The following is a 14,199-nucleotide window of genomic DNA, read 5'->3' as shown; positions in this document are numbered from 1 at the left end:
GGGGCAGAGAGTGGGGGTGAGTCCGTTCATTTTCCCGGGCCTCCGGCGGCCGTGATGCATTCGGTCACGACATGCTGGAAGGACGTTTCGTCGGCACCTCTGAGGTCTGCCGTCTGCCCCTTGATGATCTTGGTGAGTCCGGAGGTGGAGAGCTCCTGGAACGTGGGGTATGCGGCACAGGCGGCCGCCCGACGGACCTGATCTGAGGTCATGTTGGGCAGCAGGCCGAAATAGCTCGCGAGGCCGGACTGCAACTGGTCGATGGACGGCTTGCCCGACGACGCCGCGACCGACGATGCCGGGCTCGCGGCGGGAGTGCTCGGACCGGGAGTGTCAGGGGCAACGGCCGACGACTGTGACGCCGATGACCCGGGGGCCGTACCTGCGACGTGCCCCTGCGACACATCGCAGCCGGCCAGCAGCACCGTCGCGGTCGCCGCCGTCGCAGCCAGCAGGATCGAGGTGTGCCGCCGCGGGAGTCGTCGGAATCTCATGCGCGTCGGTCGCCTCTTTCCCTGCAGCAGATGTCCTACGGAGTGTAGAAGACGCTGCCCCGGCTACCTGAGCGCGCGATAAGGTCTGAGGCATGGCCAGCACGGTGATCCACGACGCATCACGGCCCAAGGGTCCTGAGCCTGGCGCGCCCAAGGGTCCTGAGCCTGTCCAAGGACCGCCGGCACCGTTCGCCGACGTCGTCGCCGACCAGAGTTCGCTGCGCCGCTTTCTGGACGGGTTGCCGGGCGTGGATCCGGTGGCGTTGGAGCAGCGAGCGGCGGGGCTGGCGACCCGGTCGATCAAGAAGCAGTCCAAGCTGACCGCGATCGACCTGGCGATCTCGATGGTCGACCTGACCACGCTGGAGGGCGCAGACACCCCTGGCAAGGTGCGCAACCTGGTCCGCAAGGCGCTGCAGCCCGATCCCGAGCAACCGGACACGCCGCGGGTCGCGGCGGTGTGCATCTACCCCGATCTGGTTCCGGTGGCCGCCGAAGCGCTGGCCGGCGCGGAACGGACCGGGACCAAGATCAAGATCGCCTCGGTGGCGACCGCGTTCCCGTCCGGCCGGGCGGCGACCTCGGTCAAGATCGCCGACGTACGCAGCGCCGTCGAGGCGGGTGCCGACGAGATCGACATGGTGATCGATCGGGGCGCGTTCCTGGCCGGGAACTACGCCAAGGTGTACGAGGAGATCGTTGCGGTGAAACAGGCGTGCGGCGCGGCACGGCTGAAGGTGATCTTGGAGACCGGCGAGCTGGCCACCTACGACAATGTCCGCAAGGCCTCCTGGCTGGCGCTGCTGGCCGGCGGCGACTTCATCAAGACGTCGACCGGCAAGGTCAGTCCGGCCGCGACCCTGCCGGTCACGCACGTGATGTTGCAGGCGGTCAAGGACTGGAAGCGGCTGACCGGGCAGCAACGGGCAGTCAAGCCGGCCGGCGGGATCCGTACTGCCAAGGACGCGATCCGTTACCTGGTTGCGGTTCGCGAGGTTGCCGGACCCGAGTGGCTGGATCCCTACTGGTTCCGGTTCGGCGCATCCTCGGTGCTGAACGATCTGATCATGCAGCGCCGTACACAGCAGGCCGGGCACTACTGGGGTGCCGACTACGTGACCGTGGACTGAGAGCTGATCATGACAAATTCTGTTGTGGACTGGGAATACGCGCCGGCGCCGGAGTCCGAGGCCGTCGCCCGGGTCAAGGAACGCTACCTGCCCTACATCGACGGCAAGTTCATCGAGGGCGGCGGCGACGATCTGATCACCGTCAACCCTGGACGCGGCGAAGACCTGGCGACCGTGTCCACGGTCGACGATGCCGATCTCGACACCGCGATCGCCGCGGCCCGCAGGGCGTACGAGGGTCCGTGGTCGAAACTCTCCGGCGCCGAACGCGGCAAGTACCTCTTCCGGATTGCCCGCGGCATCGCCGAACGCGCCCGAGAACTGGCCGTGCTGGAGAGTCTGGACAACGGCAAACCGATCAAGGAGACCCGCGACTTCGACGTCCCCACCGCAGCGCAGCACTTCTTCTACCACGCGGGTTGGGCGGACAAGCTCGGCTACCTCGGCTACGGCCCGAATCCGAAGTCGCTGGGGGTTGCCGGCCAGGTGATTCCGTGGAATTTCCCTTTGCTGATGGCGGCCTGGAAGATCGCTCCGGCACTGGCGGCCGGCAACACGGTGGTGATCAAGCCGGCCGAGACGACCCCGTTGTCGATCTTGGTGCTGGCCGAGATCATCGCCGACGCCGACCTCCCCCCGGGTGTGGTGAACATCGTCCCCGGCGCCGGGGACGTCGGAGCCAGCCTGGTCAATCATCCCGGCATCGACAAGGTCGCGTTCACCGGTTCGACCGCGGTGGGCAAGCAGATCCAGCAGTCGCTCGCGGGAACCGGTCGCAAGCTGACGCTGGAGTTGGGCGGCAAGGGCGCCAACATCGTCTTCGCCGATGCCGCTCTTGATCAAGCTGTCGAGGGGATCGTGAACGGGATCTTCTTCAACGCCGGCCAGGTCTGCTGCGCCGGTTCACGGTTGCTGGTGCAGGAGCCTGTCGCCGAGGAGTTGCTGCTCCGGTTGAAGGATCGGGCCGAGACCCTGCGAGTCGGTGACCCGTTGGACAAGAACACCGACGTCGGTGCGATCAACTCGTCCGCCCAGCTGACCAAGATCACCGAGCTCACTCAGGCCGGCGTCGACGAGGGTGCTGAGGTCTGGCGGTCGAGTTGCCCGCTGCCCGATCGCGGGTTCTACGTCACCCCGACGATCCTGGCGAACGCGTCGGCGACGATGCGGATCGCCCGGGAGGAGATCTTCGGCCCGGTGCTGACGGTGATCACCTTCCGTACTCCGGACGAGGCGTTGGCCAAGGCGAACAACAGCCCGTACGGCTTGTCGGCCGGGGTGTGGACCGAGAAGGGATCGCGAGCGATGGCGATGGCGGCCCGGCTGCAGGCCGGGGTGATCTGGGACAACACCTTCAACCGGTTCGACCCGGCAGCGGCCTTCGGCGGCTATCAGGAGTCCGGCTTCGGCCGCGAGGGCGGACCGGCCGGCCTGGCCGCCTACCTGGACACCGACGACGAGGCGGTGCTGGGATGAGCCTGACGGTCTCCAAGACCTACAAGTTGTACGTGGGCGGGGCTTTTCCGCGGTCGGAGTCCGGGCGCACCTATCAGGTCGACGATGCCGGAGGAAGCTTCATGGCGAACGCGGTGCTGGCCTCGCGCAAGGACGCCCGGGATGCGGTGGTCGCGGCCCGGAAGGGTTTTGCTGCCTGGTCGAAGGCGACGCCGTACAACCGCGGCCAGGTGATCTATCGGATCGCCGAGATGCTGCAGGGCCGGGCGGCGGAGTTCGTCGAATTGTTGATCGTCGGCCGCGGTGTTGATCATGACACGGCACGCGCCGAGGTCGATGCGGCGATCGACCGGTTGGTGCACTACGCCGGCTGGACCGACAAGCTGACCGCGGTGTTCGGCTCGGCGAATCCGGTGTCCGCACCGTACTTCAGCTACTCCGCGCCGGAGCCGACGGGCGTGGTCGCGGTGGTCGCGCCGGTCGACGCCCCGCTGCTCGGGCTGGTGTCGGTGATCGCTCCGGTGATCACCGGCGGCAACGCGTGCGTGGTGATCGCAGCCGAGCAGGATCCCTGTGTAGCAGTCACTTTCGGCGAGGTGCTGGCCACCTCCGACGTACCGGCCGGTGTTGTCAACATCCTGACCGGCCATGGCGCCGAGATCGGGCCGACGCTGGCCGCGCACGCGGACGTGAACGCACTCGACCTGACCGGCGCCGAGGGCGAACTGCGGACGGAGCTGGAACGTAGCGCGGCCGGAACGGTCAAGCGCGTCTACCGGCCGAAGGGGCGCCCGGACTTCACGGCCACCCCCGGCACGGCGCGGCTGCGAGCCTTCCTGGAGATCAAGACGGTCTGGCACCCGACCGGATCGCCATCGCTGGCCGCCGGTTCCAGCTATTAGTCTTCGGCGGGTGCACGAACGTCAGGGGCAGATCGTCCTGCTGGCCGGGCCGTCCGGCAGCGGGAAGTCACGGGTGGCCAGGCTCGCGGAGTGCCCGAGTCTGAACCTGGACGACTTCTACTTCGACGCCGATCATCCGGATCTCCCGCACACGTTGGGGATCGTGGACTGGGACGACCCGCGGACCTGGGACGCCGACGCCGCGGTCGCGGCCGTTGATCAACTCCTGCGCACCGGCGCGGCCGAGGTTCCTCGCTACGACATCGGCCGCAGCATCCGGGTCGGCAGTCATCGAGTTGATCTTGGTGATGCTCGTTGCTTCGTTGCCGAAGGGGTGTTCGCGATGCAGCTCGCCGATCGCTGCCGCGCCGCCGGGTTGCATGTGCTGCCGCTCTACCTGGACCGGCCCAGGCTGCTGGTGATGGTCTTGAGGTTCGTACGTGATCTGCGCGAGCATCGCAAGCCGCTGGCGATCCTGATCCGCCGCGGCGTCGCCCTGTTTCACGCTGACAAAGCGCTCCGCGAACGCGCGACTGCCGCAGGCTTCGCGATGGTGAGCCTGCGGCAGTCGCTGGAGTTGATCAGGAACGATCGCTGATCACGAGTCGGCAGCGGTGAGCAGTTCCGCTTCCTCCAGCTCGTCGAGCTCGTCCGGACGATCGATGTGAGCCAGGTGCTTGCGACCGAGGGTGAGCACGATCATGCCGACCACGAACGCGCCCGCGCCGAAGTAGAACGGTGCCCCGGCACTGATGTGGGTCGAGATCGGACCAGCGACGGCCGGGGCGATCGCACCACCGAGGAAGCGGATCCCGCTATAGGTGGACGACGCGACCGCCCGCGGCAGGTCCGACACCTCCATCACGGACTCGGTCATCACCGTGTTCATCACACCCAGGAAGAGACCGCCGACGATCACGCACACGGTGATCACGACGAAGGTGTCGATCTTGAGCGCCATGATCACCTCGATCACGGCCAGGCAGGCCATCGCGAGGTAGATCGTGTTGCGCCGGCCGATCCGGCGCGCCAGCCGCTGCGCGACGAAGACCGAGGTGAACGCAAGGCAGATGCCCCAGCCGAAGAACACCAGGCCGAGCTGGATCGCTCCGAACTTGTCCGGGCCCCAAAGCGCCGTCGCCGCGTCGTTCAACGGGAACGGGCTGTAGGCCAACAGGGTGAAGAAGCCGAAGTTGTAGAAGAGCGCGACCAGCCCGAGGGTCAGAATTCCCTTGTGCCGAAGGGCTGCCAGTGGTGCGGTGATCTTCACCCGTGCCGCCCCGGCGTTCTGCGGGGTCTGGCCGAGAAGTACCAAGATCGCGATCAGTCCGATCGCCATCAGCACCGCGGTGCCGAAGAAGGGGCCACGCCAGGAGATGGTTCCGAGCACTCCGCCGACCAGCGGACCGACGGCGATGCCGACACCGAGCGCAGCCTCGTACAACATGATCGCGCTGTCCACGCCGCCGCTGGCTGCGCCGACGATGGTGGCCAACGCGGTCGAGATGAACAACGCGTTGCCCAGACCCCAACCGGCCCGGAAGCCGATGATCATGTTCACGGTGCTCGACGATCCGGCCAGCGCAGCGAAGATCACGATCAGCGCGAGGCCGATCAGCAGCGTCTTCTTCACCCCGATCCGGCTGGAAACCCAACTGGTGAAGAACATCGCCACACCGGTGATGATCAAGTAGCTGGTGAACAACAGCATCGCCTGGGACGGCGTCGCGCCGAGTTCGCTGCTGATCTTGGGCAGGATCGGGTCGACGAGTCCGATGCCCATGAAGGCGATCACCGAGGCGAATGCGACCGCCCAGACCGCTTTAGTCTGACGGAAGATCGATGGTTTGGCGGTTTGGGCCGCCGTACTGGATGCACTCACTCGGTGCCGTCCTCCTTGTCGTGGTTGCTGTTCATCAGGCTGGTGGTCAGCCGGTTGATCACGTCGATCGCGGCCCGCAGTTCGTCGTCGCTGACCGGTTTGGTCGCTCCCAGCCGGGCCTTCATCAGGTCGGCGGTCTGGGCTCGCAGCTGGTCCAGTCGACGACGTCCGGCTTCGGTCAGGCTGACCAGCCAGGCCCGGCCGTCGTCCGGGTCGGCGATCCGCTGGGCGAGGCCGTCGGCCTCCAGCCGTTTGATCATCGTGGTCGCGGTGGGTTGGGAGCAGTGGTCGAGCTCGGCGAATTCGCTGACCCGCAGCGGCCCGGCCTCGGCCAGCGTCGCCATCGCCCGCCACACCGCCGACGGATCGGCACGCCGGTTCAGTCGCGACGCCGATCGGGTCAGCCGTGCGCAGGCGAGCATCAACTCACCCGGCTCCGGCGCTGCCGTGCCGATCTCCCGTACCACATCCATCGTCACGCTATGTAACTCTACATAGAGTTCCTATGCAACGCAAGTCGGAGTTCCGGCTCGTTCGGCGGAGCCGCAAAGTCCGCCGAACAACGGCGGGTCAGTCCAGCGGCGCCCAGTCCGGGCCGGTCTGGCCCAGACTCTCGTCCAGCTTGGGGAAGAGCGGCGTCGGCTTCTGCAGCGGCGTGCCCGGCCGGATCGGGGTGCTCTCCCAGTGGGCCTGCTCGGCGGCGTACTCCCCCATCAGCACCGGATAGTCGGGACCGTCGGTCTCCGAGACCGTACGGATCTCGGGCTGAGCCGCCCAGACACCGTCCCGGCCGAGCGCCTCGTGCACCTTCTGCGCGGCGTGCGGCAGGAACGGGGTGAGCAGCGTGTTGGCGTCCGAGACCACCTGCAACGCGGTGTGCAGGACGGTGTCGCGCCGCTCCGGCTGGTCCTTCAGTTTCCACGGCTCCTGGTCGGAGATGTAGCGGTTGGCCGACGAGACGACCTTCATCGCCTCCCCCATCGCCTGCTTGAATCTGCTGCGCTGCAACAGCTTCCCGACCTCATCGAAGGCGGCCCGCGAGCGGTTCAGCAGCTCATGATCAACATCGCGTTGATCATGGGCCTCCGGTACGGCGCCGACCTGCTTGTGCGCCATCGACACCGACCGGTTGACCAGGTTGCCCCACTCGTTGGCCAGCTCGAAGTTGGTCCGGCGGACGAACTCGTCCCAGGTGAAGTCGGTGTCCTGATTCTCCGGGCCGGCCACCGCGATGAAGTAGCGCAGCGCGTCCGGGCCGAAGTCACGCAGGAAGTCGCCGACGTAGATCACCTGGCCGCGACTGGTGGAGAACTTCGACCCGCTCATGGTGAGGAACTCGCTGGAGACGATTTCGCTGGGCAGGTTGAGCTTTCCGAACGGCCCGACCTCGCCGCCATGATCACCTTCGCCGTTCTGCCCGAGCAGGATGCCCGGCCAGATCACCGAGTGGAAGACGATGTTGTCCTTGCCCATGAAGTAGTAGCCCTGGGCGTCGGGGTCGAGCCACCACTGCTTCCAGGCGTCCGGATCGCCGGTCCGCTGGGCCCACTCGATCGAGGCCGACAGGTAGCCGATCACCGCGTCGAACCAGACGTAGATCCGCTTCATCGGCTGGTCCCGCCAGCCGTCCAGCGGCACCGGTACGCCCCAGTCGAGATCACGCGTGATCGCGCGAGGTTTCAAGTCTGCAAGGAGATTGTGGGAGAAGCGGAGCACGTTCGGCCGCCACTCGGTCTTGGTGCCCAGCCACTTCTCCAGCGATCCGGCCAGCGCCGGCAGGTCGAGGAAGAAGTGCTCGGTCTCGACGAACTTCGGCGTCTCCCCGTTGATCTTGGACCGCGGATTGATCAGGTCGACCGGATCGAGCTGGTTGCCGCAGTTGTCGCACTGATCGCCGCGGGCATTGTCGTAGCCGCAGATCGGGCAGGTGCCCTCGATGTAGCGGTCCGGCAGCGTCCGTCCGGTGGACGGGCTGATCGCGCCCATCGTCGTCTTCGGCACCACGTACCCGTTCTTGAACAGGGACGTGAACAGGTCCTGCACAACACGGTAGTGGTTGCGCGTGGTGGTCCGGGTGAACAGGTCGTACGAGAGTCCCAGGCCCTGCAGGTCACGGGTGATCACGCCGTTGTACTTGTCGGCGAGTTCGCGGGCCGTCATGCCTTCGGCCTCGGCCTGGACCGAGATCGGGGTGCCGTGCTCATCGGTCCCGGACACCATCAGCACCTGATGCCCCGACATCCTCATGTAGCGCGAGAACACATCGGAGGGAACGCCGAAGCCGGAAACGTGGCCGATGTGCCGCGGGCCGTTGGCGTACGGCCAGGCAACCGAGGTCAAGACTGAACTCATAGGGCGTACCCTAACCGCCTGGATCCGCGGTCGAGCCGGGTGCCGCTGCCGCGGTCGTGGTCTGGCGTCTTAATTTGCGAGGGACGCCCCTCGCGCTCCCGCCGTGGTCACTGCGAGTGCGCTTCTTACCCCGACTCCTCCGCCGGCTCCGGAGCCGGCCTCGCTGCGCTCGACGGGTTATTCAATCGCTGTTTCAAGCGCTCATGGTGACGGCAAAGGGATTCCGGCTCCCAAGGGTCCTGAGCTTGTCGAAGGACCGGGTGTCAGGTCCGCGCAGCAAGCTCGGCGTACCCGGGCTTGATCTGTTCCTCGATCAACTTGAGGCGTTCGGGGTGCGGGAAGAAGGCGCTCTTGGCGGCGTTGAGGGTGAGCCAGCGGAAGTCGTCGAGGCCGAAGCCGAAAGCCTCACTGAGGGCGGCGAATTCTCCGGTCATCGAGGTGTTGCTCATCAGTCGGTTGTCGGTGTTCACGGTGACTCGAAAGCCGAGGTCGGCGAGCAGCTTGATCGGATGCTCGGCGATCGAGGCGACCGCGCCGGTCTGTACGTTGGACGTCGGGCACATCTCCAGCGGGATGCGCAGATCACGAACGTAGGCGGCCAAGTCCCCCAGCTCGGCGACACCGTCGCCGAACGGGATGTCGTCGATGATCCGTACGCCGTGGCCGAGCCGGTTCGCGCCGCACAGTTGCACCGCCTCCCAGATCGACGGCAACCCGAACCCTTCGCCCGCGTGGACGGTGATCCGGGCGTTGTTGCGCTTCAGGTAGTCGAAGGACCCGCGATAGCGCGAGGGCGGATAGCCCGCCTCGGCGCCGGCGATGTCGAACCCGGCGATGCCGAGGTCGCGGCAGCTCACCACCAGTTCCGCGATCTGACGGGAGTCCTCAGCGTGACGCATCGCGGTCAGCAACTGCCGCGCGGTGATCTTGTGGCCCTGCCCGGCGGCAACCGCCATACCGTCCTCGAGACCATGCTGCACGGCCTCCACCGTTTGGCGCAGTGACAGACCGCCGTGCAGGTGCTGCTCCGGCGCCCACCGCGTCTCCACGTACACCACACCGTCGTCGGCGAGGTCGGCCACCATCTCGGCAGCGACCCGGCGCAGCGCCGACGCGGTCTGCATCACCGCAACGGTGTGCTCGAACGTTTCCAGATACCGTTCCAGGGCACCGGAATCGGCAGACTCGGCGAACCACCGCGCCAGCTTCTGCGGATCCTCGGCCGGCAGCCGATGCCCGCACTCTGCGGCCAACTCGATGATCGTCCCCGGCCGCAACCCGCCGTCCAGATGATCATGAAGCAACACCTTCGGCGCCCTGCGCAACAGGTCGAGATCAACCGCCATTCGCCGATCCTACTGATCGGCAGAGGTGTAATAACGTCGGACGCGATCGCTTGGACCCACGTCCCCCGGGGCGAACTGCAATCCCCACCGACGTTCTTACCGTCCGAGCGCCCGGCGGATGCAGTTGATCACCCACTCCGGCCGGTCGCACAGCTGGGCCCAGGTGAAGTTGAGCACGGTGTAGCCGGCGAGCACGAGCTCGTTGCGGCGCGCGCGGTCTCGCTCGAACGCAGCCCGATCGCTGTGGTAGGCGTAACCATCGAACTCGACAATCACCCGCTCGCGGCGAAACAGGATGTCGACCGGATAGCCACCGTTTGCTGTTCTGACCCACACGTTGCTGGTCGGCGACGGCGTGCCGAACGGGCCCGAGCTGCCAATTGATCAGATCTTCGAGTCCGTCGCGTCGAGTCGGCGTGGCCGTCAGCCCGAGCCAGAACTGCGCGCCGATCCGCTTCACCGCGTGGTCGTAGCTGGCGGCAGCCAAGTGATGGCATTCGTCGACGACGATCTGTCCGTAGCCATCGGTCAGCTCCGCAATGTCGTCCCGCCGGGCCAACGTCGGCATCATCGCGATGTCCACCACGCCGCTGAGCTTGCGACGGCCACCACCCAACTGACCGGGCGGAATCCCGAGAAAGGTGCGCAACCGATCACGCCATTGCTCCGCCAGGGCTTTGCGGTCCACCAGTACCAACGTCGACGTCGAGCGTTCCGCGATCACCGCGCACGCCATCACTGTCTTCCCCCGATCCCGGCGGAGCGACCAGGACGCCGTCGTCGTGAGCCAGCACAGCGCTCACCGCCTGCTGTTGAACGGGCGACAGCTCAGCATTCAGTTCGACATCGATCTCCCTGCCGGCATTACGCAGATCAGTGACCGACAGCCTCGACCCGGCACGGTCGACGATGTCGGTAACGGGCGAGTTCGCTCGGGCTCAGCCGGTCGATCGTGGAGAGAAACAGCCATTGGTCCGCGTGCGGCTCCAGCGTGGAGAGATCGAGGAAGGTTGTCAGACCATCCCGCCGACGCTTTCCCTGCAACGGCGCGGCGATCAGATTGCCGAAGCCGCCGGCCGGCAGCACGTCCTGGTTGGGGAAGAGCCGGTCATAGGACGTCAGCTCCATCCAGCCCCGCAGCATGCTGGCTTCGTGGATCAGAGCGGTTCCGAGGGCCCTGGCAAGGTCGGCCCGTACGGCGGCCGCGAAGAAGATCCAGACGTGCGCACCGCGCCCGGACTGCGACAGTTCCAAGGCGGCAGGAACCCCCTGCGATCGAGCTGCCTTGGTGTACGCCAGCGCGTCCAGCACGGCCGCGGGACCATCGAAGTCTGCGGCGAGGTAGTGACAGGTGTTGTCGCTCCTCATCGGATCCTGCCCGATGAACGCGTGGCCCCGCAGGTGAGCCTCGACGACTTCGTTGGTGAGCGGTAGGTAGCGTGCGTCGGCAGCACTCCGACCATGGTTGCCCGAATGCGGTAAAAGTGTCGGACGGGATGGGCTACAACCCCTGTAACGGCGGGGTGCAGTGCGTCCCGTCCGACGTTTTTACCGCTGCCGGCGGGGCACTACCGCAGGAGGTTCTCCACGCCGAAGGCTTGGGGCAGCACCGCGGTCATCGGTTGGATGCCGGCGGGGGTGTCGAGCAGGCAGTCGGGGCCGCCGTTCTCCCAGAGGAGTTGACGGCAGCGGCCGCAGGGCATCAGCGTCTCGCCGTCGCCGTCGACGCAGGCGACCGCGATCAGCCGGCCGCCGCCGCCGGCGTGCAGCGAGGAGACCATGCCGCACTCTGCGCACAGGCCGACGCCGTAGGCGGCGTTCTCGACGTTGCAGCCGACCACGATTCGGCCGTCGTCGACCAGACCGGCCACGCCGACCGGATAGTTGGAGTACGGAGCGTAGGCGCGCGCACTGACCTCCCGCGCCGCCGCTCGCAGCGCCTCCCAGTCGACCGAGGCGAGACTGGTGCTCATCAGGCCTTCTCGTAGGGAACGCCGTCGGCGGCCGGCGCTCGGACCCGGCCGATCAGACCGGCCACCGCGATCACCGTCGCGACGTACGGCAACATCAGCAGGAACTGGCTCGGCACCGGGGTGCTGAGGGTCTGCAGCTGCGAGGCCATCTGGGTGACGAAGCCGAAGAACAGCGCCATGATCGCGGCCCAGACCGGGTGCCAGCGCCCCATGATCACCGCGGCCAGCGCGATGAAGCCGTTGCCGACGGTGAATTCCTTGGAGAAGGCGCCGGTGGACGCGAGCGTGAAGAAGGCGCCGCCGAGACCGGCGAACAGGCCACCGGCCAGCACCGCCGACCACCGCATCCCGACCACGCTGATGCCGACCGTGTCCGCCGCCCGCGGGTGTTCGCCGACGGCCCGGACCCGCAGCCCCCACTTGGTCTTGAACAGCAGCAGCCAGACGACCACCACCGAGATTCCGGCCAGGTAGGCCAGCACGTTCTGGTCGAACAGCACCGGGCCGAAGAAGGGAATCTTGGACAGGCCCGGGATGGCGATCTTCTCCAGCACTGGAGCCGAGTTCAGCGTCGCCTGGTTCGGCTCCACCAGCTGGTCGAAGATGAAGCCGGTGATGCCGGTGGCCAGCATGTTCAGGACCACCCCGAGCACCACTTGGTTGACCAGGTACTTGATCGCGAACAGCGCCAGCAGCGCACCCATCCCAACCCCGGCGATCGCTGCCGCGACGATCGCCCAGAACACCGACTGGGTCAGCGATCCGACGATCGCCGCCGCCAACGCAGCCACCAGGAACTGGCCCTCGATCGACACGTTGATCACGCCGGCCCGTTCGCCGAGCACACCGGCCAGCGCGCCCAGCACCAGCGGCGTCGCCACCGCCAGGGTGCCGGCGAACTGATTGCTGACCGGGAACGGCAGATCCCGTCCGGCCGCGGCCCAGGTCAGGAATCCGATCAGGAACGCCACGCCGCCGACCGTGCCCGCGACGGCTTCCATCCGGCCACGAGCCCGACCAGTCAGGAACGCCGCGCCCGAAGCCAGACAGAGCAGCGCGCAGATCAACACGATCGGCATGCCGGGCAGCACGATCGTCGGCAGCTGGACCGGGTCGAACGCATCCGACAGCGCGAACCGTGCCGACCCGTGCGTGAACGGCACCAAGATCAACAACAGGACGCCCACCAGACAGATCAGCGAGCCGGTGGTCAGCCGCTGACGCCGTGCCGCCGGTGCCTCCACCCGGGTGAATTCGATCGGCCCGACGTCGGTCGGTACGCCGGCGGCCGCCGAGTTGTCCGCGTTCTGATCGCCGCCGCCGTCTTCGACCGTACGTGTTCGGGTCTCGTCGGCGGTCATGACAGGGCCCCCGTCGAGGTCGGCACACCACTCGCCGTGGCGTGTTTGCGGGCCTTGACGAACGGCAGGATCCGTGTCACCAGCGCCGGTGCGGCGACGAACAACACGATCACCGCCTGCAGCACCGTGGTCAGCGTCAGCGGCGTACCGGCCGAACTCTGCATCGCCAGCCCGCCGGCGTGCAGCGCGCCGAAGAGCAATCCGGCCAGCACCACGCCGAGCGGTTTCGATCGTCCGAGCAGTGCGACGGTGACCGCGTCGAAGCCGACGGTGCCGACGATGCCGGCCGACAGCGGCACCGGCACTCCGCTCGCGCTCGGTGCCAACGCGGCGTTCGCACCGGCCAGACCGGCCAGCGCGCCGGCGATCAGCATCGCCAGCACGGTTGCCCGGGACACGCTCATCCCGGCGGTCGCCGCGGCGTGCGGGTTCATCCCGACCGCCTTCAAGCTGAAGCCGAGGGTGGATCGTTCCAGGATCCACCAGACCAGCACCGCCGCGGCGAGCGCGAGGAAGAAGCCCAGGTGCAGTTGCGATCCGGCCAGCCGCGGGAAGGTCGCGTTCCAGTCGACGACCGGCGAGATCGGATCGGTACGTCCCGGCCGGCGGAACGCGGTGGTGGTCAAGAGGTAGGCCAGCATGCCGACCGCGACGTAGTTGAGCATGATCGTGACGATCACCTCGTGCGCCCCGGTCCGGGCCTTCAACCAGCCGACGATGCCGCCCCAGATCGCCCCGCCGACGATGCCGGCGATGATCGCGACGATCAGCTGCAGCCCGGGCGGCATGTGCAGGGTGAACCCGACGTAGGCGGCCAGGATCGCACCCCAGATCGCCTGTCCCTGTCCGCCGATGTTGATCAAGCCGGTACGGAAGGCGAGCGCGACGCCGAGCCCGGCCATGATCAACGGCGCCGCCTGGGCGGTCGATTCGGTGATCGGCACCCAGCCGCCGACAGCACCCTTCAGCAACGCCAGGTAGGCACTGCTGATCTTGTCCCAGGAGGCGCTCAGCGCATCGCCGGGACGGGCGAAGAAGTAGGCGTACTTGCTGACCACGTCCGGGTCGGTGACCACCATCAGGATGGCTCCGACGATCAACGCCAGCAGGATCGCGCCGAGGGTGGTCCAGACATCGGTCCACGGGAATCCCTTGCGGGTGGTCGATCTCGGCCGCATCGCATCGCTCAACGACGGCTTGTCCGATCCCGTACCCCGTGAGCCCGGCGCCCGTGAGCTCGCAGCCCCCGAACCCGCACCGGGGGCTTGATCAGCGGCCGGACCCGGATTCTGATCGGCTGCCGG

General features: G+C 67.2%; 14 protein-coding genes and 1 pseudogene. 4 read left to right on the top strand and 11 right to left on the bottom strand.

The features are described 5' to 3' along the window. Positions 1-26: 26 nt before the first annotated feature. Positions 27-494 carry a hypothetical protein gene (locus FOE78_RS06860; protein WP_143985630.1) on the bottom strand — a complete coding sequence of 156 codons (468 nt, stop codon included), beginning with the start codon at positions 492-494 and terminating at the stop codon, positions 27-29. Between the two features lie 92 nt (positions 495-586). Here FOE78_RS06860 and deoC point away from each other — a divergent pair, with 92 nt between their 5' ends. Genes deoC through FOE78_RS06840 form a run of 4 tightly spaced genes read left to right on the top strand, consistent with a single transcriptional unit; the run spans position 587 to position 4,579 of the window. Then, complete coding sequence (gene deoC, locus FOE78_RS06855) at positions 587-1,624, top strand: deoxyribose-phosphate aldolase (protein ID WP_143985629.1); 1,038 nt, start codon at positions 587-589, stop codon at positions 1,622-1,624. 9 nt (positions 1,625-1,633) lie between these two features. Beyond that, complete coding sequence (locus FOE78_RS06850; protein WP_143985628.1) at positions 1,634-3,100, top strand: aldehyde dehydrogenase family protein; 1,467 nt, start codon at positions 1,634-1,636, stop codon at positions 3,098-3,100. Then, positions 3,097-3,981: an aldehyde dehydrogenase family protein gene (locus FOE78_RS06845; RefSeq protein WP_143985627.1), complete on the top strand. Its 885-nt coding sequence runs from the start codon at positions 3,097-3,099 to the stop codon at positions 3,979-3,981. Before FOE78_RS06850 ends, FOE78_RS06845 begins: the two co-directional genes overlap by 4 nt. A gap of 10 nt (positions 3,982-3,991) precedes the next feature. Further along, on the top strand, positions 3,992-4,579 hold the full coding sequence (locus FOE78_RS06840) for a uridine kinase (protein ID WP_228266084.1): 588 nt from the start codon (positions 3,992-3,994) through the stop codon (positions 4,577-4,579). Here the strand turns inward: FOE78_RS06840 and FOE78_RS06835 are convergent, their stop codons facing one another. The 10 genes and pseudogenes from FOE78_RS06835 to FOE78_RS06795 form a co-directional block, all read right to left on the bottom strand. Next, positions 4,580-5,764, bottom strand: a complete 1,185-nt coding sequence (locus tag FOE78_RS06835) for an MFS transporter (RefSeq protein WP_407662648.1) — start codon at positions 5,762-5,764, stop codon at positions 4,580-4,582. It abuts the gene before it with no gap. A gap of 95 nt (positions 5,765-5,859) precedes the next feature. Further along, positions 5,860-6,336, bottom strand: a complete 477-nt coding sequence (locus FOE78_RS06830) for a MarR family winged helix-turn-helix transcriptional regulator (RefSeq protein WP_228266189.1) — start codon at positions 6,334-6,336, stop codon at positions 5,860-5,862. 97 nt (positions 6,337-6,433) lie between these two features. Further along, on the bottom strand, positions 6,434-8,215 hold the full coding sequence (metG, locus tag FOE78_RS06825; protein ID WP_143985624.1) for a methionine--tRNA ligase: 1,782 nt from the start codon (positions 8,213-8,215) through the stop codon (positions 6,434-6,436). Positions 8,216-8,478: 263 nt separating this feature from the next. Continuing rightward, on the bottom strand, positions 8,479-9,561 hold the full coding sequence (locus FOE78_RS06820) for an adenosine deaminase (protein ID WP_143985623.1): 1,083 nt from the start codon (positions 9,559-9,561) through the stop codon (positions 8,479-8,481). A 96-nt stretch (positions 9,562-9,657) separates the two neighbouring features. Continuing rightward, the gene (locus tag FOE78_RS06815; protein ID WP_210414856.1) at positions 9,658-9,897 is read right to left on the bottom strand and encodes an endonuclease domain-containing protein; all 240 of its coding nucleotides are present in this window, start codon (positions 9,895-9,897) and stop codon (positions 9,658-9,660) included. 130 nt (positions 9,898-10,027) lie between these two features. After that, positions 10,028-10,297: pseudogene (locus tag FOE78_RS24750) on the bottom strand (DEAD/DEAH box helicase); the annotation flags it as partial. A gap of 137 nt (positions 10,298-10,434) precedes the next feature. Next, positions 10,435-10,962 (bottom strand): TOTE conflict system archaeo-eukaryotic primase domain-containing protein, encoded by a 528-nt coding sequence (locus FOE78_RS23815; RefSeq protein ID WP_407662647.1) that lies wholly within the window; start codon positions 10,960-10,962, stop codon positions 10,435-10,437. Positions 10,963-11,129: 167 nt separating this feature from the next. Further along, positions 11,130-11,534, bottom strand: coding sequence for a cytidine deaminase (locus FOE78_RS06805; RefSeq protein WP_143985622.1), 405 nt, complete (start codon positions 11,532-11,534; stop codon positions 11,130-11,132). Beyond that, on the bottom strand, positions 11,534-12,895 hold the full coding sequence (locus tag FOE78_RS06800) for an ABC transporter permease (protein WP_143985621.1): 1,362 nt from the start codon (positions 12,893-12,895) through the stop codon (positions 11,534-11,536). The genes FOE78_RS06805 and FOE78_RS06800 overlap by 1 nt, the downstream gene beginning before the upstream one ends. Beyond that, the gene (locus FOE78_RS06795; protein WP_143988636.1) at positions 12,892-14,073 is read right to left on the bottom strand and encodes an ABC transporter permease; all 1,182 of its coding nucleotides are present in this window, start codon (positions 14,071-14,073) and stop codon (positions 12,892-12,894) included. Before FOE78_RS06795 ends, FOE78_RS06800 begins: the two co-directional genes overlap by 4 nt. Between the last annotated feature and the right edge of the window lie 126 nt (positions 14,074-14,199).

The organism is Microlunatus elymi (assembly GCF_007362775.1).
GTDB lineage: Bacteria > Actinomycetota > Actinomycetes > Propionibacteriales > Propionibacteriaceae > Microlunatus > Microlunatus elymi.
Note: the sequence above shows the minus strand (reverse complement) of the source record. Positions and strands in the feature narration are given on the sequence as shown.

Bases quoted from the DNA above. Each gene is read 5' to 3' on its own strand.
- FOE78_RS06860 (WP_143985630.1), bottom strand. From the start codon at position 494: ATGAGATTCCGACGACTCCCGCGGCGGCACACCTCGATCCTGCTGGCT.
- deoC (WP_143985629.1), top strand. From the start codon at position 587: ATGGCCAGCACGGTGATCCACGACGCATCACGGCCCAAGGGTCCTGAG.
- FOE78_RS06850 (WP_143985628.1), top strand. From the start codon at position 1,634: ATGACAAATTCTGTTGTGGACTGGGAATACGCGCCGGCGCCGGAGTCC.
- FOE78_RS06845 (WP_143985627.1), top strand. From the start codon at position 3,097: ATGAGCCTGACGGTCTCCAAGACCTACAAGTTGTACGTGGGCGGGGCT.
- FOE78_RS06835 (WP_407662648.1), bottom strand. From the start codon at position 5,764: ATGGGCATCGGACTCGTCGACCCGATCCTGCCCAAGATCAGCAGCGAA.
- FOE78_RS06830 (WP_228266189.1), bottom strand. From the start codon at position 6,336: ATGGATGTGGTACGGGAGATCGGCACGGCAGCGCCGGAGCCGGGTGAG.
- metG (WP_143985624.1), bottom strand. From the start codon at position 8,215: ATGAGTTCAGTCTTGACCTCGGTTGCCTGGCCGTACGCCAACGGCCCG.
- FOE78_RS06820 (WP_143985623.1), bottom strand. From the start codon at position 9,561: ATGGCGGTTGATCTCGACCTGTTGCGCAGGGCGCCGAAGGTGTTGCTT.
- FOE78_RS06805 (WP_143985622.1), bottom strand. From the start codon at position 11,534: ATGAGCACCAGTCTCGCCTCGGTCGACTGGGAGGCGCTGCGAGCGGCG.
- FOE78_RS06800 (WP_143985621.1), bottom strand. From the start codon at position 12,895: ATGACCGCCGACGAGACCCGAACACGTACGGTCGAAGACGGCGGCGGC.
- FOE78_RS06795 (WP_143988636.1), bottom strand. From the start codon at position 14,073: ATGCGGCCGAGATCGACCACCCGCAAGGGATTCCCGTGGACCGATGTC.